This window comes from Azonexus sp. (assembly GCF_049652925.1).
Classification (GTDB): domain Bacteria; phylum Pseudomonadota; class Gammaproteobacteria; order Burkholderiales; family Rhodocyclaceae; genus Azonexus.
The window spans coordinates 77474-103500 of the sequence record NZ_JBASFI010000016.1; the positions used below are offsets into that span (position 1 = coordinate 77474).

Annotated in this window: 24 protein-coding genes; 3 read left to right on the plus strand and 21 right to left on the minus strand. The window is 59.9% G+C overall.

Annotated elements, in window-relative coordinates; genetic code table 11:
* Positions 1–217: 217 nt before the first annotated feature.
* Positions 218–1015 carry an aldolase/citrate lyase family protein gene (locus WBK19_RS08205; RefSeq protein WP_511288647.1) on the plus strand — a complete coding sequence of 266 codons (798 nt, stop codon included), beginning with the start codon at positions 218–220 and terminating at the stop codon, positions 1013–1015.
* Positions 1016–1077: 62 nt separating this feature from the next.
* A complete protein-coding gene (locus tag WBK19_RS08210) occupies positions 1078–2841 on the plus strand; it encodes a sigma 54-interacting transcriptional regulator (protein ID WP_511288649.1) in 1764 nt (587 codons plus the stop codon).
* A gap of 604 nt (positions 2842–3445) precedes the next feature.
* Here WBK19_RS08210 and gstA read toward each other — a convergent pair.
* From gstA to WBK19_RS08280, 14 genes are all read right to left on the minus strand, one after another.
* Positions 3446–4051 carry a glutathione transferase GstA gene (gene gstA / locus WBK19_RS08215; RefSeq protein ID WP_511288650.1) on the minus strand — a complete coding sequence of 202 codons (606 nt, stop codon included), beginning with the start codon at positions 4049–4051 and terminating at the stop codon, positions 3446–3448.
* A gap of 38 nt (positions 4052–4089) precedes the next feature.
* Positions 4090–4518 (minus strand): tautomerase family protein, encoded by a 429-nt coding sequence (locus WBK19_RS08220; protein ID WP_511288652.1) that lies wholly within the window; start codon positions 4516–4518, stop codon positions 4090–4092.
* Between the two features lie 18 nt (positions 4519–4536).
* Positions 4537–5292, minus strand: a complete 756-nt coding sequence (locus WBK19_RS08225) for an SDR family oxidoreductase (RefSeq protein WP_511288654.1) — start codon at positions 5290–5292, stop codon at positions 4537–4539.
* A 72-nt stretch (positions 5293–5364) separates the two neighbouring features.
* Positions 5365–6420, minus strand: coding sequence for a 4-hydroxy-2-oxovalerate aldolase (gene dmpG, locus WBK19_RS08230; protein ID WP_511288656.1), 1056 nt, complete (start codon positions 6418–6420; stop codon positions 5365–5367).
* A complete protein-coding gene (locus WBK19_RS08235; RefSeq protein ID WP_511288658.1) occupies positions 6420–7334 on the minus strand; it encodes an acetaldehyde dehydrogenase (acetylating) in 915 nt (304 codons plus the stop codon). Before WBK19_RS08235 ends, dmpG (WBK19_RS08230) begins: the two co-directional genes overlap by 1 nt.
* Before the next feature lie 18 nt (positions 7335–7352).
* Entirely contained in the window at positions 7353–7595 is a 243-nt protein-coding gene (locus tag WBK19_RS08240) for a tautomerase family protein (protein ID WP_511288660.1), read from the minus strand.
* A gap of 22 nt (positions 7596–7617) precedes the next feature.
* Complete coding sequence (gene dmpH, locus WBK19_RS08245) at positions 7618–8421, minus strand: 2-oxo-3-hexenedioate decarboxylase (protein WP_511288662.1); 804 nt, start codon at positions 8419–8421, stop codon at positions 7618–7620.
* Positions 8418–9215 carry a 2-oxopent-4-enoate hydratase gene (gene dmpE, locus WBK19_RS08250; RefSeq protein ID WP_511288664.1) on the minus strand — a complete coding sequence of 266 codons (798 nt, stop codon included), beginning with the start codon at positions 9213–9215 and terminating at the stop codon, positions 8418–8420. The genes dmpH (WBK19_RS08245) and dmpE overlap by 4 nt, the downstream gene beginning before the upstream one ends.
* An 8-nt stretch (positions 9216–9223) precedes the next feature.
* Positions 9224–10684 (minus strand): 2-hydroxymuconic semialdehyde dehydrogenase, encoded by a 1461-nt coding sequence (locus tag WBK19_RS08255; RefSeq protein ID WP_511288666.1) that lies wholly within the window; start codon positions 10682–10684, stop codon positions 9224–9226.
* Between the two features lie 859 nt (positions 10685–11543).
* Positions 11544–11897, minus strand: a complete 354-nt coding sequence (locus WBK19_RS08260) for a phenol hydroxylase subunit P4 (RefSeq protein ID WP_511288668.1) — start codon at positions 11895–11897, stop codon at positions 11544–11546.
* A gap of 16 nt (positions 11898–11913) precedes the next feature.
* Positions 11914–13434: an aromatic/alkene/methane monooxygenase hydroxylase/oxygenase subunit alpha gene (locus WBK19_RS08265; RefSeq protein WP_511288670.1), complete on the minus strand. Its 1521-nt coding sequence runs from the start codon at positions 13432–13434 to the stop codon at positions 11914–11916.
* A 12-nt stretch (positions 13435–13446) separates the two neighbouring features.
* A complete protein-coding gene (locus WBK19_RS08270; RefSeq protein WP_511288672.1) occupies positions 13447–13716 on the minus strand; it encodes an MmoB/DmpM family protein in 270 nt (89 codons plus the stop codon).
* Between the two features lie 9 nt (positions 13717–13725).
* On the minus strand, positions 13726–14718 hold the full coding sequence (locus WBK19_RS08275; RefSeq protein ID WP_511288673.1) for an aromatic/alkene monooxygenase hydroxylase subunit beta: 993 nt from the start codon (positions 14716–14718) through the stop codon (positions 13726–13728).
* A gap of 81 nt (positions 14719–14799) precedes the next feature.
* Positions 14800–15735 (minus strand): catechol 2,3-dioxygenase, encoded by a 936-nt coding sequence (locus WBK19_RS08280; protein ID WP_511288675.1) that lies wholly within the window; start codon positions 15733–15735, stop codon positions 14800–14802.
* Positions 15736–16083: 348 nt separating this feature from the next.
* Here WBK19_RS08280 and WBK19_RS08285 point away from each other — a divergent pair, with 348 nt between their 5' ends.
* A complete protein-coding gene (locus WBK19_RS08285; protein WP_511288677.1) occupies positions 16084–16980 on the plus strand; it encodes a LysR family transcriptional regulator in 897 nt (298 codons plus the stop codon).
* A 174-nt stretch (positions 16981–17154) separates the two neighbouring features.
* On the opposite strand, the gene WBK19_RS08290 is transcribed toward WBK19_RS08285, so the two are convergent.
* From WBK19_RS08290 to dmpG (WBK19_RS08320), 7 genes are all read right to left on the minus strand, one after another.
* Entirely contained in the window at positions 17155–18468 is a 1314-nt protein-coding gene (locus tag WBK19_RS08290) for a DUF1329 domain-containing protein (RefSeq protein WP_511288679.1), read from the minus strand.
* 21 nt (positions 18469–18489) lie between these two features.
* Positions 18490–20454 (minus strand): DUF1302 family protein, encoded by a 1965-nt coding sequence (locus WBK19_RS08295; RefSeq protein WP_511288681.1) that lies wholly within the window; start codon positions 20452–20454, stop codon positions 18490–18492.
* A gap of 65 nt (positions 20455–20519) precedes the next feature.
* Entirely contained in the window at positions 20520–22910 is a 2391-nt protein-coding gene (locus WBK19_RS08300) for an efflux RND transporter permease subunit (protein WP_511288683.1), read from the minus strand.
* Between the two features lie 20 nt (positions 22911–22930).
* Complete coding sequence (locus WBK19_RS08305; protein ID WP_511288685.1) at positions 22931–23896, minus strand: WD40/YVTN/BNR-like repeat-containing protein; 966 nt, start codon at positions 23894–23896, stop codon at positions 22931–22933.
* Between the two features lie 252 nt (positions 23897–24148).
* Entirely contained in the window at positions 24149–24340 is a 192-nt protein-coding gene (thmT, locus tag WBK19_RS08310; protein WP_226404599.1) for a 2-hydroxymuconate tautomerase, read from the minus strand.
* A gap of 9 nt (positions 24341–24349) precedes the next feature.
* Positions 24350–25138, minus strand: coding sequence for a 2-oxo-3-hexenedioate decarboxylase (dmpH, locus tag WBK19_RS08315; RefSeq protein WP_511288687.1), 789 nt, complete (start codon positions 25136–25138; stop codon positions 24350–24352).
* The coding region (dmpG, locus tag WBK19_RS08320) for a 4-hydroxy-2-oxovalerate aldolase (RefSeq protein ID WP_511288689.1) at positions 25135–26027 on the minus strand (893 nt) is incomplete at its 5' end. The genes dmpG (WBK19_RS08320) and dmpH (WBK19_RS08315), both read right to left, overlap by 4 nt.

Genomic DNA, 26027 nt, shown 5'->3' on the forward strand with positions numbered 1-26027 from the left:
GAGTCACCTGAACGGCTTGAAGCGATCAGGCTTGATTTTCCCGAACATACCGTACCGGTATTGATCTCGTCATGCATTCGTATTGGACAGCATGTATCACTACCGACATAGTGATTCACTTTGAAAAATAGCCGCTCGGCAAGGCCAAGCCATTTCCTTGAATACAAGCGATAGCTTGGCGACGAGGCGACACTAAACAACGGAACCCTATCCCGTCATGGACATACCTCGCAACAACTTCAAAACCGATCTGCGCAATAGCGAAACCCTGCTCGGTCTGTGGCTCGGCTTGAGCGAAACCTTCAGTGCCGAAATCTGTGCCGGCGCCGGATTCGACTGGCTGCTCATCGACGGCGAGCACGGTCCGAACGATCTGCGCAGCATTCTGGCCCAACTCCAGGCCATCGAGCCCTATCCGTCGCACGCCATCGTTCGCCCGCCACAGGGCGACCATGTGCTGATCAAACAATTGCTCGAAACCGGCGTTCAGACCCTGCTCATCCCGATGGTTGAAACAGCGGAGCAAGCCGCCGGACTGGTCCGCGCCATGCGCTATCCGCCGGAAGGCATCCGCGGCGTTGGCGCAGCCCTGGCCCGTGCCTCGCGTTGGGGTCGAATTCAGGATTACAGCGCCCAGGCCAACGAGCAGATGTGCCTGTTGCTGCAGGTTGAAACCAAGCTCGGTTACGACAATCTTGACGAGATTCTTGCGGTCGACGGCGTCGACGGCATCTTTTTCGGCGCCGCCGATCTTGCCGCTTCGTATGGTCTGCTTGGCCAGTCGAACCATCCGAGCATTGTCCAGGCCATCGAAACCGGCTTGCAAAAGGCCTGTGCTGCCGGCAAGAGCGGCGGTGTCCTGTGTGGCGACAAGGCGATCGTTCAACGCTACTTCGAGGCCGGCGCCCGCTTCATTGCGGTGGGCGTCGATGCGTTGCTGCTGGCCGCTGCCACCACCAATCTCCGCCAGGAATACCGGCCGGAACCGGGCGGCAAAAGCGCCGCCAATTATTGATCCACGCGCGCGATAATCAGCGCATCGAATCTCCCGATGGCGAGCGCACTGAAGGAACCCGCATGGACAACGGCCATAAATCGACTCCGGACAAGGGCATTCGCCTGCTGCGACCGGGCGCCCACGACAAACACCGACTCCCTGACATCGAAGACCTCGCCGCGCGCCTGCGTTTCGTCCCGGGCAAGGGCGAAGTCTGGTTCGACGATCGGCGCATGGTGCTGCTCCACAACTCGTCGCTCGGCGCCATCCGCCGTGAGCTGATCGAAACGGTCGGCATCGAGAAGGCACGCGGGCTGATCACTCGCATGGGCTACCAGTCCGGCACGCGGGATGCCGAGATGGTCCGTCGCATCCGCCCGGACAGCAACGATTTCGACGCCTTTGCCGTCGGCCCGCAAATGCACGCACTGGAAGGCTTCGTCTCGGTCGAAACGCTGGCGCTGGATGTCGATATCGAAGCCGGCCATTTCTACGGTGAATTCATCTGGCACAACTCGGCCGAGGCCGAGCAGCACATTGCCACCTACGGCGTCGGCAATGCCCCGGTTTGCTGGCTGCAACAGGGCTATGCCAACGGCTACCTGAGCAGTTTCCTCGGTCGTCAGATGCTTGTCCGCGAAGTCGAGTGCAAGGCCATGGGCTTCCCGACCTGCAAGATTGTCGGCAAGGCACTGGACCAGTGGGATGACCCGGACGCCGATTTCCGCTATCTGCAGGCGCAGGATTTCGTCCAGAGTCCGAGTCACAAGAAATTCTCCTTCCCGCGGAGCGCTGCCGGTGCCAGCGAAGTCAGCGACAAGATCGATCTGGTCGGCGTTTCCTCGGGCTTCAATACCGTCTGCCACATGATCCAGCGCGTTGCGCCGACAAAAGCCACTGTACTTTTTCTTGGTGAAAGTGGCGTCGGCAAGGAGCAGTTCGCGCGCACCCTGCACAACATCAGCGACCGCGCCGAACAACCCTTCATCGCCATCAACTGCGCCGCCATTCCCGAACAACTGATCGAATCGGAGCTTTTCGGCGTCGAAAAAGGCGGCTTCAGCGGCGCCAGCCAGTCGCGCCCCGGACGCTTCGAACGGGCTGATGGCGGCACCCTGTTCCTCGACGAAATCGGCACGCTGAGCCTGGTCGCCCAGGGCAAGCTGCTGCGAGCGCTGCAGGAAGGCGAAATCGAGCGCATTGGCGACACGCGGGTACGCAAGGTCGATGTGCGCGTCGTGGCCGCGACCAACGAAAACCTGCGTGATCTCGTCGAGGCCGGCAAATTCCGCGACGACCTGTTTTATCGGCTGAATGTCTTCCCGGTCAATATCCCGCCGCTGCGCGAGCGCAAGGAGGACATCCTGCTGCTCGTCGAACACTTCCTCAACCGCTACTGCGCCCTGCACAAACGCAAGGTGACGGGCTTCACCGAAGCGGCGCTCGAGGCGCTGCTGTTTTACTCGTGGCCGGGCAATATCCGCGAGCTGGAGAACCTGATCGAACGCGGCGTCATTCTGGCGCCGGAAGATGGCGGCATAGACATCTCGCATCTGTTCACCAGCGGCGAGAACATCCGGGGCGAACAGGCCCGGATGGAAGCTGCAGTAAGCCCACCGGAACAGCCGACCGGTGCCCCGAACCTGTCGTCACTGCTGCGGGAAGCGCTCGCCTCGGGGGCGCTTTCACTGGATAGTCTGGAGGAAGACGTCATCGGGCAGGCCCTGCATCTGGCGCAGGGCAATGTCTCCGGGGCGGCGAAAATTCTTGGCACGACGCGGGCGCGGGTGGCTTATCGGCTCTCTGGCCGGAAGGTGGCGCATCCGGCGGGGGAAAAAGGGTAGCTGCTGCTATCTTGCTTGCTGATTGCTACGCAGTTGTCCGTTTAATGGGCTTGGGTTTCCGCCTTGCTGGCGGGCGTACTTTCTTCTTGCTTCGCCAAGAAGAAAGTAGCCAAAGAAGAAGGCGACCCTGGGTCGGTGCCGGCTGCGCCGGTTCCCTGCGCTACTCGGGGCTGGCGGGGGCTGCGGAACTCGGGCTTCGCCCTCAGACAGTCCTCGCCCTTTATCCGCCAGCCCCTGCGTTGCTCGGCACCTCTCAAGGGGCCCGGTGAAACGACCCGTGATTTAGCTTGAGTGCCCGAATGGCAGATTTCATTTTTGGCCGTTTTTTCCGGTTGACCGTGGAAGCCTATTTTCCTCGCAAAAACAGTCGAGCCCGGACGCTTTTTGGGTCCCCGTGGAAGGCGCTGAGCAACGCAGGAAGGCCGGGGGCCATCGGCTGGCGTTGTCTGAGCCGCAGGCGAGTTTAGCCAGCCGCCCGGCGTTCCGAGTAGCGCAAGGGACCGGCAAAGCCGGCGCCGACCCCGGGGTCGCCTTCTTTTTGGCTACTTTTTCTTGGCGAAGCAAGAAAAAGTACGCCCGCCAACAGGGCGGAACCCCAAGCCAATTAAATCAGCCCCTCCTCCCGCAATGCCGCCTGCACCGCCGGCCGCGCCATAACCCGCTGATGAAACGCAGCCAGCGTCGGCCACGGCGCCAGATCGATTTTGACGACCTTGGTCCAGTTAACAACCGTAAACAGGTAAGCATCGGCCACGCAGAAATTGGCCCCGGTCAGATAATCGCGACCGGCAAGCGCCTTTTCGACAAAACCAAAACGCCGCTCGATATTGGCCTTCGCCGCAGCCTTCCAGTCGGCGGAAGCATTCGGATTGAACAGCGGGCTGAAGTTCTTGTGGATTTCCGTGCCGATGAAGGTCAGCCACTCCTGGACGCGAGCCCGTTCCAACGTTCCGGCCGGCGGCAGCAAGCCGGCAGATGGCTTCTGGTCGGCCAGATACTGGACGATGGCCGGGCCTTCGGTGAGCAGTTGGTCGTCGTCGAGTTGCAGGGCCGGCACGTAGCCCTTGGGGTTGATCGCGGAGTAATCCTGGCCGTCGGCGGTCAGGTGGGTGCCCAGATCAACCTTGATCAGATCATAGGGCAAACCAAGTTCGCTCAGCACGATATGCGGGGAAAGGGAGCAGGCTCCAGTGGCGTAATAAAGCTTCATGTCGTCTCCTTGGTTGAACGGCGGTGGGTGTCAGATCGTCAATATGGAGCAGACGTTCCCGACAATCGGGCTTCGATTTCGGCCTGGCGCAACTCGCTGGCCAGCGAGCCGCCGATGCTCCAGTCCGACGGCGCGACCGGCACGATGCCACCGCGAACATTGGCACGCGGCGCGCCGAGAATGTCGACGACGAGATCGGTGAAGCCGGCGAGCAGGCGCTGGCGATCCGCTTGGGATCTCCCTTCGAGCACGATGAAGGAAAAATACGGCGCGACCTGCGCGCGTCGGTTGACCAGTTGGCCACCGATGCAGGCATGCTGGGGCGGGTGTTCGGTGACGAATACCCGGACGCGGTCAATCGGGCAGGCCAGTACTTCCGCAAACAGCGCACTGGCCTTGAGCAGCAGGGTTTCGATCTGAACTGCTGCGTGCTGCCCCTGGACCAGATGGAAATTGAGAATCGGCATTTTGATTTTGGCCCTTTTTTACGGTAGACCGTGGCGACGGCCGGAATCGAGCATCAGGGATGAACCGGTCATTGCCGAAGCCTCCGGCGCCAGCAACATTTCGAGCGCCCAGGCGACCTGCCCCGGTTCGGTAAAAGCGCCAATCGACGACTCGGCGCGCATGCTGTCCATGACGGCTTCAACCGTCGCACCCATCATCTTCGCTCGATCGGCCGCCACTCGGCGCAAGCGTTCGGTATCGGCCGGGCCGGGCGCGACGAGGTGGGCCGTGATGCCGCGCGCCCCGTAGGCCAGGCTCATCTGGCGCACGACATTGACCAGCGCGGCATTGCCGACCCCGGCTGCAGCGGCATAAGCCGTTGGCTCGAAACCATAGTGGCCGCCGATGGCGACCAATCTCGAATTGGGCAATAAATTCCCGTCGACCGCACGAACCAGCCGCAGAAAACCACCGACCTTGATATTGACCGCGTCGATCATGGCCTGAGTGGCAATGGTCAGCACGCCGCCGCCCACGGCTACGCCAGGGCCGTGCACAACCATGCGCACCGGGCCAGGCAGCGCCGCCCTGATGACCTCGATGGCGGCATCATCAGAAATGTCGGCTGCACAGGGCACCAGCCCCGGATGCTTCGCGGCCAGTTCGGCCAGCGACGACGCACTGCGCGCCACGGCGAGCACGCCCAGCCCGCGGGCGAGAAAGCGTTCGACCATGACCGAGCCGAAAGCACCGGTGGCACCAACGACGACGACCCATTCCTTTGTTTCAGCCATTGCTCACCACTCCTGATTCAAACAATCGGGAATGGCCGCAGCCATTCCCGTATCGACGACTGCCGCGCCAGATCAGGCCGCAGCATCCTTGAGCAGCCCACGTTCCTTGGCCATAGTCATCGCCGTATCGACGATCATGTCCTCCTGACCGCCAATCATTTTCTTGCGCCCCAGTTCGACCAGGATGTCACGCGACGGCACACCGAAACGCTCGGCAGCCCGCTTGGCATGGAGCAGGAAAGTCGAGTAAACACCGGCAAAACCCAGCGTCAGCGACGAACGATCAACACGAACCATGTGATCCATCATCGGCACGATGATGTCTTCGGCCATGTCCATCAACTTGAACAGATCGCAACCCGTTTCGATGCCCATCCGCTCGCACACCGCGGCAAACACTTCCAAAGGGGTATTGCCGGCGCCAGCACCCAGACCAGCCACCGAAGCATCGATACGGCTGGCGCCCTCCTCGATGGCGGCGATGGAATTGGCGATGCCCATACCCATGTTGTGGTGGCCATGGAAGCCGATTTCGGTTTCCGGCTTGAGCACAGCGCGCAAGGCCGCGACCCGCGCCTTGACGTCAGCCGGCAACATGTAGCCGGCCGAGTCGGTGATGTACACCGTCTGCGCCCCGTAGGATTCCATGAGCTTGCCCTGCTGGGCCAGACCTTCCGGCGTATTGAGGTGAGCCATCATCAGGAAGCCGGTGGTGTCCATGCCGAGCTTGCGGGCGAAGGCGATGTGCTGCGGCGAGGTATCGGCTTCGGTACAGTGGGTGGCGACGTGCACGCTGCGGGCGCCGCAGTCGTAGGCTGACTTGAGTTCCTTCATCGTGCCGAGGCCGGGAATGAGCAGGACCGACACCACGGCCTGCTTCATCCGCGACGCCACGGCCGTGATGTATTCCTCGTTGCTGTGCGGCGCAAAGCCGTGCTGCAAGGAGTTGCCGCCCATGCCGGCGCCGTGCGTGACCTGGATCATCGGCACGCCGGCCTCGTCGAGCGCCGTGGCGATGGTGACCATCTGCTCGACGCTCATCTGCTCGCGCTTGGCGTGCATTCCGTCGCGCAGGGACATGTCGTGGATGATGATCTTGCGACCCTTGAGGTTTTGATCAGCGCTCATTACGCGACCTCCGGTGACTTGAGCTGGATGGTGCCAGCGATGATTTCCTGGGCGAACATTTCGGCCGTGCGGGTCGCGGAGGCGGTCATGATGTCGAGATTGCCGGCGTACTTGGGCAGGTAATCGCCGAGGCCAGCGACTTCCATGAAAACCGTGACGCGCTTGCCGTCGAACAGCGGCCCATTGACCAGCCGGTAGCCCGGCACGTATTTCTGCACCTCCTTGATCATTTCGAGCACGGATTCGGTGATCTTTGCCTGATCCGGCTCGTCGTCGGTCAGGCAGGAAATGGTGTTGCGCATCATCATCGGCGGCTCGGCCGGGTTGATGATGGCCAGCGCCTTGCCCTTGCGCGCACCGCCAACGACTTCGATGGCATTCGAGGTGGTGTAGGTGAATTCATCGAGATTGGCGCGGGTGCCCGGGCCAATCGATTTCGAGGCCAGGCTGGCGACGATTTCGCCGTAACCCACGGCCTGAATGCGCGACACGGCAAAGACGATGGGAATCGTCGCCTGCCCGGCACACGAAATCATGTTCACGTTCATCTCGACCTTTTCGGCATGCGCCTTGAGGTTGACCGGCGGCACGCACAGGGGGCCGATGGCGGCCGGCGTCAGGTCGATCATCATGACGCCCAGCTCGTTCAGCTTGCGCGAATTCTCGGCATGGACATAAGCGCTGGTCGCATCGAAGGCGATCTGGATGTTGTCTTCCATCACGTGCGGCAGCAGGCCGTCGACGCCGGCTGCCGTAGCTTTCAGGCCCATGTCGCGGGCGCGGGCAAGGCCTTCGGATTCCGGGTCGATACCGACCATCCAGACCGGCTCGAGGAAGGGGCTGCGCTGGATCTTGTAGATCAGGTCGGTGCCAATGTTGCCGGAACCGATCAGCGCGCATCTGATTTTTTTCATCTTGTTGCTCTCCAAAAACTACGATTTTTTGGCCGATGTTGCGGCCTGCATTGCGGCCTGCATTACAGCCAGTTCCTGCTTGCGCCCGGCCGTCACGCCGCCGACCGAGAATTCTTCGCTGCTGTGCTCGGTGATGAGCAGGCGAACCTGCTCCGGCCCCACGCCCAGCGTGCGCGTCACGGCCTCTGCCACAGCTTCGGCCACGGCGCGTTTTTGCTCATTGGTGCGCCCCTGCATGAGATGCATTTCTATGATTGGCATCCGTGTCTCCTCCTGTTTTTATTTATTCAATGAACCGCATCGATACGCTGCCCAGTTCCTGGAAGCGCGCCACGATGCTGTCGCCCGGCTTTACCGGAATGGCTTCGGTTATGCCGCCGCTCATCACGAAGCTGCCGGCCGGCAATTCCTCGCCCAATTCGGCGAGGATATTGACCAGCATGGCGATGGCTTCAGCCGGATGGCCGAGGACGGCTGCCGAAGCGCCCAGGGTAACGATCTCGCCGTTCTTCTCCATGACGACGCCTAGGGTACGCAGGTCGATATCGGCCGGATAACGGGCACGACCACCGCCAACGAAGCGCGCTGAAGAACCGTTGTCGGCGACGACGCTCTCCAGATCGAACTTGAAGCCAGAGAAGCGCGAGTCGATGATTTCGACGGCCGGCAGCACGTAATCGGTGGCGTCCAGCACATCCTGCCGCGTGCAGTTCGGGCCTTTCAGGGTTTTCTTCATGACGAAGGCGACTTCACATTCGACGCGTGGGTGCACCAGATCGGAAGTCTTGATCGCCGAGTTTTCCGGACGCGCCATGCGGTCGGTCAGGAAGCCGATTGACGGCACATTGACGCCCATCTGGATCATCTTTGCCTTCGAGGTCAGGCCAGCCTTCCAGCCAACCTGCCTGTGACCGGCGGCGAGGAAGCGGCGGCGCAGCTCAAGCTGCACGGCGTAGCCATCGCCGATGGTCATGTTCGGGTATTCGTCGGTCAGCTTGGGAATGGCGTAAGCACGGGTCTGGGCGCCTTCGACGCGCTCGCACAGGCGCACGATGTCCTCGCGGCCGAGGGTGACATTCATGCTCATGCTTTGCTCCTTCCGGAAAACTTGACCGAGCAGGTGCCGAGACCGCCCACCGTGCACACCAGCTCGTCGCCATCGACGACCGGCACGAGGGCCGATTGCGAACCGGAAAGGATCACTTCGCCTGCCTTGAACGGAATGCCCAGTTCACCGAGCGTATTGGCCAGCCAGGCGACGGCATTGGCCGGCGAGCCTTGCACGGCAGCGCCGACGCCGGTCGAGAACAGTTCGCCGTTCTTCTCCAGCACCATGCCGGCCAGCGTGATGTCCAGCTTGCGTGGATCGCCCCTGGTCTTTCCCAGCACATAGACGCCGCAGGAAGCGTTGTCGGCGACGGTGTCCTGAATCTTGATCTTCCAGTCGGTGATGCGCGAATCGACGATCTCGAAACAGGGCAGCACGTAGTCGGTGGCGCGGATGACGTCCATCGCCGTGATGCCCGGGCCCTTGAGGTCTGCCTTGAGAACAAAAGCCAGCTCGGCCTCGGCCTTGGGCTGGATCAGCGTGGCGAGATCGATGGTGTCGCCTTCCTGATAGACCATGCCGGAGAGCAGCATGCCGAAATCGGGCTGATAGACGCCGAGGAAATCCTGCACCGGCTTGCTCGTTGCACCGATCTTCTTGCCGATGATCGTTTCGCCGGCCTGCACGCGGCGGGCGACGAAACGTTCCTGGATCTGGTAGGCGTCTTCAATCGTGATATCCGGCTCGCGTTCGAGCAGCGGGCGCACCGGGCGGCAGGCGAGCCAGGCATCGTAAAGCTCGTCGCCGTAGGCGGTGATTTTTTGTTGGTCCATTTTTGGCCTCAGAGCTTCACGCAGATGTTGCGGGTTTCGGTGTAGAACTCGAGCGAATGGACGCCGCCCTCCCGGCCGATACCGGATTGCTTCGAACCGCCGAAGGCCGTGCGCAGATCGCGCAGGAACCAGCTGTTGATCCACGTGATGCCGACTTCAATACGCGCCGCGACGCGGTGGGCGCGGGCCAGGTTGGTCGTCCAGATCGTCGTCGACAAGCCGTAGTCGTTGTCGTTGGCCTTGTTGATCACTTCGTCTTCGCTATCGAAGGGGCTGATGTGACAGCACGGGCCGAAAACCTCCTCACGGACGACGGAGGCCGTTTCGGGCAGGCCGGTCCAGATGGTCGGCTGCACCCAGTGGCCATTGGCCAGATCGGCCGGCATGGTCGGCACGCCGCCACCGGTTACCACCGTGGCGCCTTCTGCCGCCGCCTTGGCGTAGTAGGACATGACCTTCTGCTTGTGCTCGGCGCTGATCAGCGGGCCGTAGTTGGCATTCTTGTCGTCCGGACGGCCGAACTTGACGGCTTCGGCCTTGACTTTGAGCGCCTGAACGAACTTGTCGAAGATCGGCCGCTCGACATAGACGCGCTCGGTACCGAGGCAAACCTGCCCGGAATTGAGGAAAGCCGAGCGGAAAATGCCGTCGACCGCCGCATCGAAGTCGGCATCGGCGAAAACGATGCCGGCATTCTTGCCGCCCAGTTCGAAAGACACATCGCGCATGCCTTCGGCAGCAGCCTTCATGATCGCCGTGCCGGTGCGCGTTTCGCCGGTGAAAGTGATGGCATCGACAAGCGGATGCTGGGTCAGAAATTCACCGGCCGAATTCGGCCCAAAGCCATGAATCACGTTGAAGACGCCCTTCGGAATGCCGACGGTGTTCATCACTTCGCCGAGCAGCGTGGTGGTCAGCGGCGTTTCTTCGGACGGTTTGACGACGACGGTGTTGCCGCAGGCCAGCGCCGGGCCGACTTTCCATGTCATGAGCAGGAAAGGCGCGTTCCACGGCGAAATGACGCCGACGACGCCTTTCGGGACACGGATGGCGTAGTTCAGCGCACCAGCACCATCCGGCGTCGCCATCTGGAAGGACTCGCTCGGCACGTTCTTGACGACGTCGGCGAAGACCTTGAAGTTGGCCGCACCGCGCGGGATGAAGACATGGCGCATGACGTGGTTCGGCTGGCCGGTATCACCCATTTCGGCCGCGACGAAGTCCTCAAAGCGGCGGGTGATTTCGTCGGCCACGCCGTAAAGGAGATCGACGCGCTGGTCGGTGGTCAGGCCACCCCACACGCCATTGCGGGCGGCATGGGCGGCGCGCACGGCGGCATCGACTTCGGCCTTGCCGGCCTCGGAAACCTGCGCGATGACTTTGTTATCGAGCGGTGACCGCTTGTAAAAAACCTTCCCTCCCGTTCCCTCGACAAATTCACCGTTAATGAAATTCTTGATCAGTTGCACGGCATCTCCTTGCTTGACTGCCCGCCGTCGCGGCGAACAGGAATATTGTTTGGTCATCGGGCATGGCCGAATGGAAATGAGTCTAGGGGTGGGGTGCTGATACCGTCCAATACCTTGTTTCTGGATGATTGATACCGGCTAGGTATCCTTTGAATTTGGGCGAAATTTCGGGTTGACCGTGGGACCGGGGTTGGTTTTGGCTTGGGGTTCCGCCCTTGCGGGGCGTCTCACTTTTTCTTGCTTCGCCAAGAAAAATACCAACATCCCAACCGGTGTTGCACTTGATGTTTGAGACCGCCAAGCAAAAAGAAGGCGACCCTGGGTCGGTGCCGGCTGCGCCGGTTCCCTGCGCTACTCGGGTCTGGCGGGGGCTGCGGAACTCGGGCTTCGTCCTCAGACAGTCCTCACCCTTTTCCCGCCGGCCCCTGGGTTGCTCGGCACCTCTCAAGGGGCCCGGTAAAATGATCCGGGCTGAAACTGGGTGCCGTCATTCCCGCGCAGGCGGGAATCCAGCGGTGGTCTGGACTCCCGCCTGCGCGGGAATGACGGGATTTGGGAAAGGAAGCGCCTCCGGCGAATTTCATTTTTGGCCGTTTTTTCCGGTTGACCGTGGAAGTCTGCTTTTTCGGCAAGACGGTCGAGTACGGACGCCTTTGGGGTCCCCATGAGAGGCGCTGAGCAACGCAGGCGGGCCGGGGGCAGTCGGCTTGCGTTGTCTGAGCCGCAGGCGAGTTTAGCACCGCAGAGTAGCGCAAGGTACCCGTAGGGCGCCGACCCTGGGGTCGCCTTTTCTTTGGCTACTTTCTTTTGGCGAAGCAAAAGAAAGTACGCCCGCCAGCAAGGCGGAACCCCATGCCAATCAAGCCGCTAGCAGGGAATTCAGCCCCGGCGTGCTGAAACGCAGCTGCTCCTTATGAACAATCCCATTCCCCGCCAAACTGGCAGCCAGATCAGGCTTCCACGACTGGCCGGCCTTCTGCCACTCAACAGAGCTCAGATCAACCACCGCCGCATCCGGATCCGGCCCGATCAACGGCTTGACGACGTTCTCCAACAGATCGCCAAAGCTCATCCCCGGTTCGACAACAAGCATCAACGGCGTCGCGAACAACATATGGTGATCCCAGCAAACATAAACAATCTGCTTGCCATTGAAGTTTGCCACCACGTCGCGCGGCACGCCGACGTAGGGCTTGGTTGAAGTCAATGCCATTTATCTCTCCCGATATTCACTGATTGCTCGTCGCCTGCTGGCGCCAGGCTGCGAAATTGCGTTCGTCCTCCGAACCGTCGAAGTCGCCGTTGTCCTTGCCGGGAATCAGGCTGACCCAGTTCATCCACGCGCCCAGATCGCCGTTGATCGGCACCTGGAAAAGCTGCTGCATGGGCAGCCAGGCCTGGATGTATTTTTCCGGCTCGTTCTCGAATATGTGCTGGCAGCCATCCGAACAGAAGTGGTATTTCTCGCCCTTGTATTCGGTTTCGCGCTGGCACAGCGAGGTCGGATCATCCGGCTCGGTGAACACGGTCGGGATCTGGCAGGTCTGGCACAGCTTGGCCAGGCCCATGTTGGCGAACGGCGTGCCGGCGGCCTTGAGCTTGCTCAGGTGTGCCCAGCGCGGCCGGTAGTACTTGTCGAAGGTGTCCGGGTATTTTTTTGACAGCCAGACCATTTCGTCCTCGGACGGAATCCAGCTGTGGAAAGCCGTGCCGAAGTTGTATTGATACAGCGCCAGCATGAACTGGTGCGACATGTGATCGATACCCTTCTCGGCGTCGTCCCAGCCCTTGGGCGGACGAATGCCGTAGCGCGCCAGATCACGGAACAGGGCGCCGCCGTTCTCGACGCCATAGATATTCCAGGCTTCGCGCCAGGACATGACGCGCTTCGGCAGCATGTAGTCCATCATCGTACCGACCACGCCGAGCAGACGGAAGCCGCGCCAGAACCACTTGTCGATCCAGCCCTGGACAATCGGCAGATTGGCCGGGTCCTGCTCGAGCATGAACTTGATGCACTCGAGGCCGAGCGTCATGTGCCGCGCTTCGTCGGACTGCGCCGAGAAGCCGAAGGTCACCGTCGCCATGTCGCCGTTGTAGGCGGCACCGGACATGAAGGGCACGAAGAGCAGGTTGGTCAGCACGTATTCGAAGCTGAAACCAATGGCGATCATGAATTCGAACGGCCCCGACGACAGCGCATCGTCGAAGAAGGAGCGCGGCAGCGTGCAGTACCACATGCGGTCGCGCGCATCGGCAAAGGCATGGAAGCCGTTGTAGAACTTGTTGTAGTTCGACAGCGCGTGAATCTGCGTCTGGGCGTGGCGAATCTCGTCGATCGACTGCATCTGGCAGGCGACCTGCGTGCCGACGCCGGGGAATTCCCGGCCCATCCGGGCAAAGCCCTTGCCGGCGGCGTATTCGCCCGGGCTGATGGCCTGCAGGAATATCTTCAGGGCGCTCAGGTAGCGGGCATCGGTGATGTTCAGGTGACCGTTGTTCTGGGCGTGGGCGTCGATGATCGCGTAGAACTTGCGCTCCTTCTCGGCCTGGTATTTCCAGTACGAATCCATGGTCAGGCGGAAGGGGTCTTCCCACTTGTCCCAGTCGTGAATCTTGATGCCTTCGTACTGGACGTAGGGAAAGACTTCGTCCTTGGTGTGATAGGTCGTGTCCCAGCCGAGGTCACGGGTCAGCAGCTTGTATTTTTCCTTCAGGCTGAGTTTCTTCTTGGCAACTTGCATGTCCATTTCGGTCTCCTTCTAGCTGTTCCAGCGCAGGGTGAAACTGTCTTCGTCCTCGTCGACATTGCCGGAGAGGGTGATCAGGTTGATCTGCAGTTCCTGCAGGTCGTAGGCGCGGCCAATGTGTTCCTCGATGGTTTCGCGACGGATGGTCATCGAACCGGGAACGTCGATCTTGACCATGGCCGGCTGGCGATTAACGATGGCAGTTGGGTTATCCTGGACAATGGCGTCGATGATCGGACGCGTGTCTTCGTTGGCTTGCAGGGCAATGAATACGGTCGACATGGCTTTTCCTCAGATTTCCACGCCGACTTTTTTCAGGCGCGCCTTGAAGGCGGCCACTTCTTCGCCGACCACCTCTTCGGCATCCGCCCCGAGGGCTTTCCCGACAACCGGCAGCATGGCGGCAGCGGCGCGGGCGCTCCACTTTTCCGTCCACTCCTGCAGGATGGCGCGGTTGTGCTCGGACTCGGCGGCAGCCACTTTCATGACGGCATCGACCCACTTGCGGGTTTCATCGAACCAGTCGTTCATGAACTGGCAGAGCATGGCCACGGCCGACGCGCCCTTGGCCGACAGGTAACCATCGACGATGCGCTCATAGACCAGCGGATAAAGCAGGCCGTCTAGTGCGACGTTCTGGGCGACGAACAATTCGAACGGGTCACGCACGACCAGGCAATCCTCGATGTAGCGACGCAGCGGCTGCCAGGCTTCATCGTCCAGCCAGGCGGTCTTGCCTTCGGTCAGCGCCTCCTGATCGCCGAGCAGCAAGCCGAGGCGCGACAGGTACTGGGCGATTCCCAGGTTATCCATGGCGTGGAACATGCACGCCTGGGTAAAAATGGCGGCGTAGCCATAACCCGAGATGAAGGAATTGTTCATGTTGGCGCCCCAGGCGGTATGGCGCAGCGGCACCAGCACCTCGAGGGCAACGCGCTTGAGGTCTTCCGGCAACATGTCGGCCAGACCACGGCTTTCGACGAAGCTGAAATTCGCTTCCGCCGTTTCCTGCTGGCGGGCGCGGGCCAGCGTGTAGTTGTTGTAAAAGTACTGACGCGGATCCTTCAGCGCATACCAGTCGGCCATCACGATGCGGCTGATCGAGGCATCGTAGATGAGCTGATCGGGGTCCCAGGTCGGGCGGTAGTGCAGGTTTTCGGTCGCCTGGATGTCGTAGCTGCCTTCCTGGTAGCGCGAGGCCGGCTTGTCGCCGAAGCGGCGCGCCAGGTGGTCAAAGGTATTGCGCTGCTGCTTGATGCTGACAGTGCGAAGATCGATTTGCATGTGTTTTTCCTTCCCGTATTTTCGAAACGATTCACGGCCTTCACCATCCCCGCGGCGCGGGGATGGTGAAGCGAACTGGCCTCAGGTCACGACGCTCAGGAAAGTCTCGTGCAGCTTGCGCTGCGGATAATCCAGCCCACCGCCACTACCCAGCCCATCAAAGGTCCAAGTGGTCATTTCGTAATCCGGATACGGCTGATAGCCACCCATGAAGGTTTCAAAGCGATTGCCGGACGGGTCCCAGGCGTAAATCGTGCAGCCGCGGGTGATGCCGTGGCGGGTCGGACCGATATCGATCGGCACATTGTTCATGGACATGATGTCGGCCGCACGCAGCACTTCATCCCAGCTTTCCAGCAGGAAGGAAAGGTGATGCAGTTTGCCCGGCTCGGCATGCTCGACGAAAGCGATGTCGTGCACCTTGTGCGAGCAAGACAACCAGATGGCGCCATTGCCGGCACCGTCTGGCGTCAGCACGCGCTCAACCAGATAGAAGCCGAGCACTTCGGTGAACAACTTCTGGACGGCCGCGATATTCGGACCGTAGAGCAGGCAGTGATCGAGACGAACCGGAGCAATGCCGTTTTCGGAAGCCTTGGTCCATGGGGCCGGGTTCTGCACTTGAAGGCCGTTGCCCACCGCCTTTTTCTCGGCGTACAGTTCAATCGAGTGGCCGGTCGGAATCTGGAAGCGGACACGCTCGCCGGTTTCCAGCAACTCGCCGGCCGGAATGCGCTCGGTGCTCACACCGTAAGCCTGCAGGTCGGCTTCAAGCTTATCCAGCGTCGCATTGTCGAGCACCTTGAAAGCAAAAAAATCGATACCGGCGCGATCGGCCTCGCGCAGGATGACGCTGCTGTGGTCACGTTCATCCCAGCACTTCAGATACACCCGCCCCTGCGCATCGCGGCCAGTTTCAACGAGGCCCAGCACGTCACGGTAGTGGCGAACGCCTTCTTCAAGGTCCAGCACGCGAATCTGCGCATGTCCTGGACGCAAAACACCTGTCATTGCCATCGTCTTGTCTCCTCTTTCTCGTTAATTACTTGAAATTATTGCTACCAGGAACATCCTGTTGTTTTGCGAATGCCTCTGATCGAAGGATTAATTGCAGGATGCGTGCCAAAACGACAAAGCCTTGATTTAATTAATCAATACGCAACCGATTCACCCCCATGAAATTTTGTTGAATACTTTTGATCAACTTAATTTCAGAACATGAACAAATTTATCAACCAGTCACGCCAGCAATTGCCTTGTCGCCAAGAGCAGATTAGGAAGCCTGAGCTATACTGTCCAATACTGGATTTGGCGCCGAGCCATACCTTTTTTGAACAATTCGCGAATTTTGCCGGGGAACAGAAAATGGACCTGCGTCATCTCAAATACTTCATCGCTGTCGCCGAAGAACTCAACATCGGCCGCGCCGCGCTGCGGCTGTGCATCTCGCAACCACCGCTGACCCGCCAGATTCAGCAACTGGAAGAAGAACTCGGCGTGCAGCTGTTCATCCGCACGCCGCGCGGCGTCGAGCTGACGCAGGCCGGCGAGATGTTCTACGAGGAGGCAACCAATATCCGCGCCCTAGTCGAACAGGCCGTCGAGCGCACCAAACGGGCCGGTCAGGGCAAGCTCGGGCGGCTCGATATCGGCATATTCGGCACCGGCATCCTGGGTACCATCCCGCGGCTCCTGCAGCTTTTCCGCGACACCAACCCGGATGTGGTCGTCTCGCTGCACACCCTGTCGAAATCGGAACAAATCGAAGCCTTGCGCCAGCGCCGTATCACCATCGGCTTCAACCGCATGCTGTCCCCGCTCCCCGACATCACGACCGAACTGATCATGCGCGAGCCGCTCTATCTGGTCATCAACGAAGACCACCCGCTAAGCAAACACGAATCAGTGCCCTTCATGGAAGTGGCCAAGTATCCGCTGGTGCTATTCCCGTCCGGTGCCCGGCCGAACTTCGTCGACCGGATCATCCAGCTCTGTGCAAACATGGGCGTTACGCCGCAGATATCCCAGGTGGTTGGTGATGCCGTGACCGGCATGGCCCTGGTCGCCGGAGGATTCGGCATGACCATCGTGCCCAAGTCAGCCACCACCATCAGCCTGCCCGGCATTGTCTGCCGGCCATTTCGTGACGCGATTTCGGCCACGGTGGATCTCAGCTGCATTTACCGGACCGACGATCACTCGCCCATCCTGCAAGCCTTTTTGGCCAGCGTACAGAAATTCCGGGAAGCGCCAAGCGACTAGATTTCGGGATTCCACGGTCAGCCGGCCTTGCTATGGTCAACCGGAAAAATGGGTCAAAATTGAAATTCGTGGGCAAAAAAATGGGGGGCCAAAGACCCCCCCAAAAGAGGGAGAGATGGGTTCCCAAAAAAGGGAACCCTCGCCCGCAGAGACAGTAAAAAACTTAAGGCGTGATCAATCCCCGCCGCGCAGATTCTGAACCTGGAAGAGGCCCGGAGGTGCCTTCTTCGGATCGACCTGACCCTTGAACTGGGCCGTCGTGCAGTGCTTGGCCTGGACGTCGACCATGATCACGCCGTCATCGATACCGATACCGGAACCCTTGTTGACCGGCAGGTGATGGTCAGGATGCGACTTGCCGACGCTGAAGGCCTTCCACAGTTCGCCCTTGCGGTCGTAAATATCGATGGCGCCGTTCAGATTCTGCAACTGGGCATCCATGTAGAAAGTCCGCTTGCTGATCGGGTGGTTCGGATTAACCGGCACGGCTTCGAGCACATAGACCTTGCGCAGCTGCCAGGTACCGTCTGGGAAGCAGCCTCCCTGCCCGGCGTAGTTCACGAACTTGTAGCCATCGGCTTCCTTGAACTCGTCTGAAAGCTTGAGTTCATTGTGGTTCCACATCGGCAGCATCATGTTCTTGGTGCCCTTGTAGGTCCACTTCATGTCGGAAACGCGACCGTTGTAGCCTTCGAAGTCTTCGATCATAAGATCTGAGCCGAGGAAGGAGTCGGTCACCTGCCCCTGGGCCAGACGACGCACGCGACGCTGGAAGCCCAGATACAGATAGGCATCGTCGAGCTTGCTGTCGTCTTCGAAACGCTGGATCAGCAACTGAGTATTCTTCAGATCCTGCGGCTCGTTGGCCTTGACGTAAATCGCCCGGTACAAACCGGACGGATTCGGCGTGAATTCCGGAATCGGCGCATCCTTGGTCCGATGCATGAAATTCAGGAAGTGGAAGTCATACTTGATGGTCTTCTCGATCTGCCCGGTCGTCATGTTGCGATAACGCCAGTAGAACGGCGAAATGACCGCACCGTCGCCCCAGTTCACACCGTACTTGTAGTTCCAGGCCAGCTTTTCGCCAGCCCGCGGATCCTTCGCATCTGGCTCCTCCGGGAACGGACGGCCAGCGACGTAACCCGTCAGATTCTCGCCAGCCTTGGAGCCCAGCTTGGTCTTGTTCAGGTTGGCCTTGGTGGCATTGATGTAGCTGCTGTTGATCATGAACTGGGTGGTAGGCCCCACCTTCATTTCAAAAGCGCCATCCTTGAGCAGCTTGTACAGACCAACCGACAGAACATCCTTGAACTGGTCAACATTGGCCTTGGTGATCACAGTACCCGGCGTCACACCCGGCGCGCTGGGCATGCCGGCCTTGTAGGGATTGAAGGTGTTCTCGACATCGGCTTCCGTGGCAGCGAATGCCGAACCGACCAAACCTGCCGCCACAATGGGCAGCAGGGAAATCATGGTTTTTTTCATGTGTTTGTCTCCGGGTTTAGGTTAGAACTTGTAGTTAACACGAACGAAAATGTCGTTTTCCTTGAACGCGGCACCGATCGGGCCGGCGCGGAAGCGGCCGAGGGGTTCCATGCCGCCGAGGCCACGTGAATACGAGGTAAACGGATCAGCATCTCCATTTGGCGCGGTATAAGGTGCAAACGGATTACAGGCACGACAGTCGTCGAAATTCCAGCGTGTACGCCCCTCGGCTAGCTTGTAGTTGGCGCCGAAGGTCACCTTCAGATCATTCGTCACATTCCACTCAACTTGCGGTGCGACAGCGGTTGCCCGTGCCTGGAAGTCATGCGCAAAGATAACCTGCGGACTGAGCGTGCCATTACGCAGAAAACCCTTGATCAGCAAAGTGCCAATGAAGTTGTCTTCCCAATCCGGCATACCAACGGGCCCCAGAGATCCCTGCTTCCATTCGTGATCAAAAATGTGCTGATAGAACAACTGAGCCGAAATCAGGGTTGCCGATGTTTCGCTGATGAATGGAATGAAGGTCGGGCGATCAATACCAATCACGCTACGGAAAACATTGTTCTTCGAATACAGCTCCTCGCGCGCAGTATTGGAAAACTCTTCCCCGTCGGTAACAGCGGCTTCGACACGCACAGCAGCTCCTGCCGCAGGCAGTTGGAAGTCCATCGAGCCACCAATCAGGTTTACTCGGGGAAATTCCATGTCGAAGGAAATCAGGTAAGGCCAGGCGTTTTGATACACCCCTGTAAAGGAGTTAGTTGCCCGCTTACCACCGTGCAGAGACGGCAACTGAGAGCGATAGGTCAACGCGTTGACTGAGAACGACAAGCCTCCTGCCGTCACGCCTTCATACTTTGCTCCCAGTTGAGTATTGGACAACGACCAGTCGGGGAGATGAACATCCTTGATACCGATCTGGCCTGGGCCAAAATTAGTTGCCAGCAAGGTGCCGGGCGCGACGTTGGCAAAGTTGGCAACCGTCCCGCCGTTATCCCAAAGGTTGGCCATGCCACGGAAAAAACAGCCGGCGTCCAGAATCACGTTCGGAGTACCGCACTGCCCCAGATTATTGGCGCGGAACTGATCGAAGTTCCAGACGATCTGGAAGTTGCGGTCCTGCATCGTGTCGCTGGCACCCAAACGGAATTCCGCCTGGGCAATCCACATCGGGATGCGGATATCGGACAGTTCGTCGTAGATGTTGTTGCGCGAATAGTCGACCGGATTGATCACGTCCAAAACACGGAAGAGGTCGGTACGGCCCCAAACAACCTGCTGCTTGCCCAGCTTCAGGAATAACCCCTTGCCGTCACCCAGATCGAATGTCTTCTTGACATACAGTTCTCGAATGAAATCCAGTCGATTATTGAACTCTGGCGCTTCCAGTTCCGATAGCGTCTTGTCGCCATAACCGCCAAAGTCACGGCAGCCACGACTGTCGATATCGCAGGGGCGAACCGGAACGCCAAAAGCGACGCCACCGTCAATGCCATGCCAGCGATCACCGAGAACCCGCATTCCCTCGTTCGGGTTGCTGGCCGGGTAGGTGTCAACAAATACATTGTTCGTCAGTCCCAATCCATTAACAGCCGAGTTGGTTATAGGCCCAGTACCCCAAGGCGTGGTCAAATAGCCGCCGGGGGTCGTGGACTGCATGTTGATCGCCCCACCCGCATCCTTGCCGTACTCGCTGCTGTTCATGCGATAAACGCCATCCCAGCTGCCGCGCAATATGCCGTGGATACCCCAGCCATTGCCGGCCTTCTTGTCGAACTCGGCCTGCATGGTGTTGCGGAACTTGGCCAGGCCAGCGTGCTCGCGATGCGCCGTGTGGTTCTCATAGGTCACATCGACCTGCCAGGGCGAAGACTCCTCGCCCATCGACGGAAGGTCGTCGCCCCACGCCTGTGTTGCAAAAGAGGCAGAGAGCGCAGCCGCGATGAGCGTCAGGCGCCTTCCAGTGTTCAGTTTTGTCTCCATGGATCAAACCCCCAATGGTTTTGTTGAAAGAATGTTTGCTGTTCCCCCGGTCTTCCGGAGTGTTGTTAGTCGTTTTCCAGCACACCGTCTTCGTCGTAATGCACTGCCGTCACAAACTTGGGTTTGAAGACGACGCACCATGACGGCACGATCAGTACGGCGGCGATCGCGTTGACGATGAGCATGAAAGAAAGAAGGATCGCGGCATCCGACTGGAAGCGCAGATCGGACATGAAAATCCACATGACGACGCCGGCGATCAGCGTGACCGCCGTGAAGCTCACGGCGTAGCCGGTGGTGGCAACGGCGGTGATGACGGCCTTTTTCATGTCACGCATCACGGCATACTCTTCGCGGATGCGGTCCATGAAATACACGGCGTAGTCGATACCGACACCAACACCAACCGCAATGACCGGCACGGTATTGACGCTGATCCCGATGTTCAGGGCGCCCATGTAGGCGTAGGTCATCAGTGTCGAGAACAACATCGGCAGGACCATCAGCCAACCGGCGTGCAGCGAGCTGTAATAGATCATCACAATGAAAAAGGCGAGCAGCATGACGGCCGGGATGATGATCATGTGGTCGGTATGCAGCGCCTGGTTGCCGGCCGCGGTGACGCCGATGATGCCGCCACCAAGCTCGATGTGCAGGCCGGGCACTTCGGCCTCGATCTTCTTGATGCCTTCCTCGGCCAGGGTGACGATGCGGTTGATCGTTTCGGCCTGGTGGTCCTTGTAGTAGAAGACCATGTTGGCTTCGTTTTCGTCGGAGGTGACGAATTCCTTCAAGGCACCGGGAATCGGGCTGGAGGCCATGTAGGCGAACATCAGGCCACCGATTTCATCAGCCGTATCGGGCAACTGCATCCAGCGCGGGTCATCGTTGTGAGTCAGCTTGTTGACCACGCGTAGCACCCCCGGCATGGCCTTGGTGCCACCCAACGTCGGATCGGAGAGCATGTGGGCCTGAAAGCGCTCGATGGCCGCCATCACTTCGGGGCGCTTGATCCCGCCCTTCTCGTCCGTGCGTGCCGCGACATGCAGTTCTTCCGAACCGGGGAAACGTGTATTGATAGCCTTGGTCGATACGTTGAAGTCGTGGCTCAGGTGGAGCAACGGCGAGCCTGGCTCCGATTCGCCGAGTTGCACCTTGCTGACGAAGTAGGTGCCGCCGATGGCGCCGATCAGCGTCAGGATCAGGATCGAGCGAGCCCCACCGTCGGTACCACCGGTCATGGCCATGGCTTTGCCGAGGAAGGCGCGAATGCCTTCGTTGCCGTTCTTGTGGTTCTTCGGGGCAGGCAGGATGGTCAGGGCCAGCGGGACCATGAAGTGCACCGTGAAGATCACCGAGAAGCCCCAGAAACCGGCTGCCAGACCGAGTTTGTGGTTGAACGGCGCGGCACCGAGCATGAGTACGGCAATACCCACCGCATCGACGATGATCGCCAGCGAACCGGGCCGGAACAGGGCATCCAGCGCGTTGCGAGCCGCCTTCTTGCCATCATGGACAATGGCCAGCTCTTCGTAATAGCGCACCACCAGCTGCACCCCGTGTGATGTCGCACGGGCCGCAATCAGGAAGGGAATCGGCAACGACAAGGGTTCAAGGTTGATACCCATGGCCGCCATGAAGCCAAGGCCCCAAATGGAGGACAGGGCGATGCCAAGCAGCGGCAGCGCGACGCCATAAAACCGGCGGAAGTAGAGAATGAGCAGCGCGGACAGCAGGAGCAGCGTCCACATCATGATCTCGACGATCTGGTTGAGATAGGTATAAACCCAGCCGGTCAGTACCGGGTTGCCCGTCACATAAATCTGATGACCAGGTCGGGCCAGCGTTTCGCGGACCTTCTGCAAGGCGGCGAAGGTGGTTGGGTAGTCGATCGAGCCCTCGTTCATCTGGGCCTTGATCAGCGCCGCCTTCATGTCCGGCGAAACAAGCAGGCCGTAGATGGTCGGGTTGGCGATGACGTCGTTGCGCAACTGCTCGAGTTCGGCCACCGTCCGCTTCGGCTTGAGCGGGTCGTAGTAGGACTCGGAGGCAAAGCCCCCCTGATCGTCGAGGAAGACCTTGCGCGCCGTCCGGTGCGTCAGGCTGCTGACGAGGTTGTGGTTGACGCTGGGCAGATTGTCGACGCCTTGCGTCGCTTCGTGAATGAGCTGCAGGGTTTCATCGTTGAAGATGGTGCCCTTCTCGACTTCGACCGACATGACAATCATGTTGGCGCCGCCGAAATTCTCCTTCAGGCGGTTGTAAACCTTGATGTAGCTGTGGTTCTGCGGCAGCAGATCGGCAAAGTCGGTGAAGACGCGCAGGCTGGGCAGGGCCATGCTGAAGAGGATGGTGACAGCCAGGACCATCGACAGCACAATCTTCGGATTGCGGAAAATCCATTCCTCGCCCTTGTGCAGGGCATGGGTAATGGCGTGACGTGTTTTTGCAACCATGGTATTGAGATCTCCCTGGCTTATTGTTTGGCGTGCGTGCTGACAGCACGGAGCAGCCCACCAGGGCCGCCGATCACGATGGCCGATTGGCCAGGCAGGGAAGCGCCGCCGCCCAGGAAGACCGGCACGGGGTCGGTATATGGCACGGCGCGCCAGCTATCGCCTTCGAGGCGGGCAATGACGCCACCGGCACCGACGCCGAAGGGCTGACCTTCGTGCATGAACAGACGATTGAGCGTGGCCTGCGTGGTATTGGCCTGCTTGTTCCAAGACTTGCCACCATCGGTGGTGTGCAGGATCTGCCCGGCCAGACCGCTGACCCAGCCCTCGTTGCGAGAGGCAAACAAGGCGGCGTAGGCGTAGAACTCGCCCGGCATCTTCGGGCCTTTTTTCCAGGTGGCGCCGCCATCGTCGGTCGTCACCGTCAGGCCGAACTCGCCGAGGGCGATGCCGTTTTTCTCGTCAAGAAACTGGATGGTCGTGATCTGCGTGTCTTCGCCCAGTTCGGTGGTCTTCCAGGTCTTGCCCTGATCGGTGCTTCCGGCGATGACGGCATTGACGCCGACAACCCACCAGCCGCCCTGCTTGTCACAAGTGACAGCCAAGGGAGTACGCGGCATGTCGAGGGCAACCGATTGCCAGTTCTTGCCGTCGGCATCGCCCGACCACACCTTGTGGTAATGATCGATGGCGACGAAGCCCTTATCGCCACAGACGGTCATATCAACCAGGGAAGTATTGCCCAGCGGCGTCCGCTTCCAGCTCTTGCCCTGATCTTCGGATATCAGGACGACACCGCTTTGGGTGCCGACCGCGATCACCTTGCCATTGCTGGCCATCGCCTGGCTGATGTCGTAACGATGCACAGAGCGCTCACGCTCCGCAGCGATCCCGGACATATCCGGGCCTTGCGAGCAGGCGCTAAGCACAGCGCAAGCAACGGTGGCGCCCAACGGCAACCACGAACTATTTTTCACCCAGCCCATCAACTCCTCCAGTTATCCGTGCGTGCCTTTTGGTGGCACTTTTTTCAGTCGTTTTTCGTTGAAACAGCCACAAAAACTACGGCTCATTCAGACTATGCATTGCCCACACCAATACCGTCCAATACCAATTAACGCGATGTTAAATACCTTCTGGGTATGGATTGTTCCGCATTGAAAAACCGGCATGCGAGCATTTAATTCGAGAGGTTTCCTTGGTGCGGCAAGGAACTTCCCGCACCAAGGACGCCGTTTTCAGCGCCCGAGATCTTTGGCGGTCTTGCCGCCAATTCCCCATTGCGCCTTCGGTACGTCGTGGATCCAGACGCGGACGTTTTCAATCGGCGCACCGAGTGCTTCAACCAGGGCAGCGCTGACCTTTTCGATGACCGCCCTCTTCTGCTCTTCGGTTCGTCCTTCAATCAGATAGATTTGTGCGAACGGCATGGTGTCTCCTTAAACGAAACGGCAGCTGACGCCACCCAGTGACTGGATACGCAAATTGACGTGATCGCCGGCCTTGACGGCCACAGCCTCAGTGACGCCACCGGAAAGGATCATCGTGCCGGCCGGGATTTCCTCGCCACGCGCGCCAAGATGGTTGGCCAGCATGGCGATTGCCGCAGCCGGGTGGCCGAGCACGGCCGCACCAGCACCGATGGCAACCGGCTCACCGTTTTTCTCCATGACCACGCCCAGTGTGCGCAGATCTAGACCGGCGACCGGCGTCATCTGGCCGCCGAGCACAAAGCGCGATGACGAACAGTTGTCGGCGATGACGCTCTTCAGATCGAACTTGAAGTCGCGGTAGCGCGAATCGATGATCTCGATGCCCGGCATGATGAAATCGGTTGCGGCCAGTACGGCGCCGATGTGGCAACCGGGGCCTTTCAGGGCCTTCTTCAGGACGAAGACGATTTCCGGCTCGACCTTCGGGTGGATCAGTTGATCGATCTTGATCTCGCCGCCATCGGCGACACTGAAGTAATCGACGAGGAAGCCGAAACACGGGGTTTCGACGCCCATCTGCTTCATTTTGGCGTGCGAGGTCAGGCCGGCTTTCAGGCCGACGACACGATTGCCGCGCGCCAGCTTGCGACGCAGGATTTCGTTCTGGATGGCGTAGGCATCGTCCCAATCCATTTCCGGATGGGCATCGGTTATCTTGACGACATCGTGCGCCTGCAGTTCGGCGTTTTCGAGCAGTTCAGCCAGTTGGCCGATTGTTTGCTGGTTCAGTTTCATGCCATCAGTCCCCGTTCGCGTGCCATGCTCATGGCGGTGTCTTCAATCATGTCTTCTTGCCCGCCGACCATGCCCCTCCGGCCCAGTTCGACCAGGATGTCGCGGGCCGGCACGCCGTATTTGACGGAAGCGCGCTTGGCGAAGAGCAGGAAGGAGCCATAGACGCCGGCATAGCCGAGGGTCAGCGCATCGCGGTCGATGCGGATCGGGAAGTCCATCATCGGCACGACGAGGTCTTCAGCGACGTCGGTGATCTTGGCGACATCGACCCCGGTTTCGATACCCATCAGGCTGCACACGGCGATCAGCACTTCCATCGGCGTGTTGCCGGCCCCGGCCCCGAGACCCGCCGCGGCCGCATCGACGCGATTGGCACCGACTTCGATGGCGGCGATAGAGTTGGCCACGCCCATGGCCAGATTGTGGTGGCCGTGGAAGCCGAGTTCGGTTTCCGGCTTGAGGGCAGCACGGACCGCACCGAGGCGTTCCTTGACGCCTTCCGGCAGCAGGTGGCCGGCCGAGTCGGTGACGTAGATGCAGTTGGCGCCGTAGCCTTCCATGAGTTTGGCTTGCTTGACCAGGCCTTCGGCACTGTTCATGTGAGCCATCATCAGGAAACCGACGGTATCCATGTTCAGTTTGCGGGCCATGGTGATGTGCTGCTCGGAGACGTCGGCTTCGGTGCAGTGGGTAGCAACGCGGATGGTGTTGACGCCGAGATCACGCGCCATCTTGAGGTGGTCGACGGTGCCGATGCCAGGGAGCAGCAGGGCCGAGACCTTGGCGTTCTTCATCCTGGGGATGACGGCGCCGAGGTATTCCTCGTCGGTGTGGGCCGGGAAGCCGTAGTTGACCGAGGAACCACCGAGGCCGTCGCCGTGGGTAACTT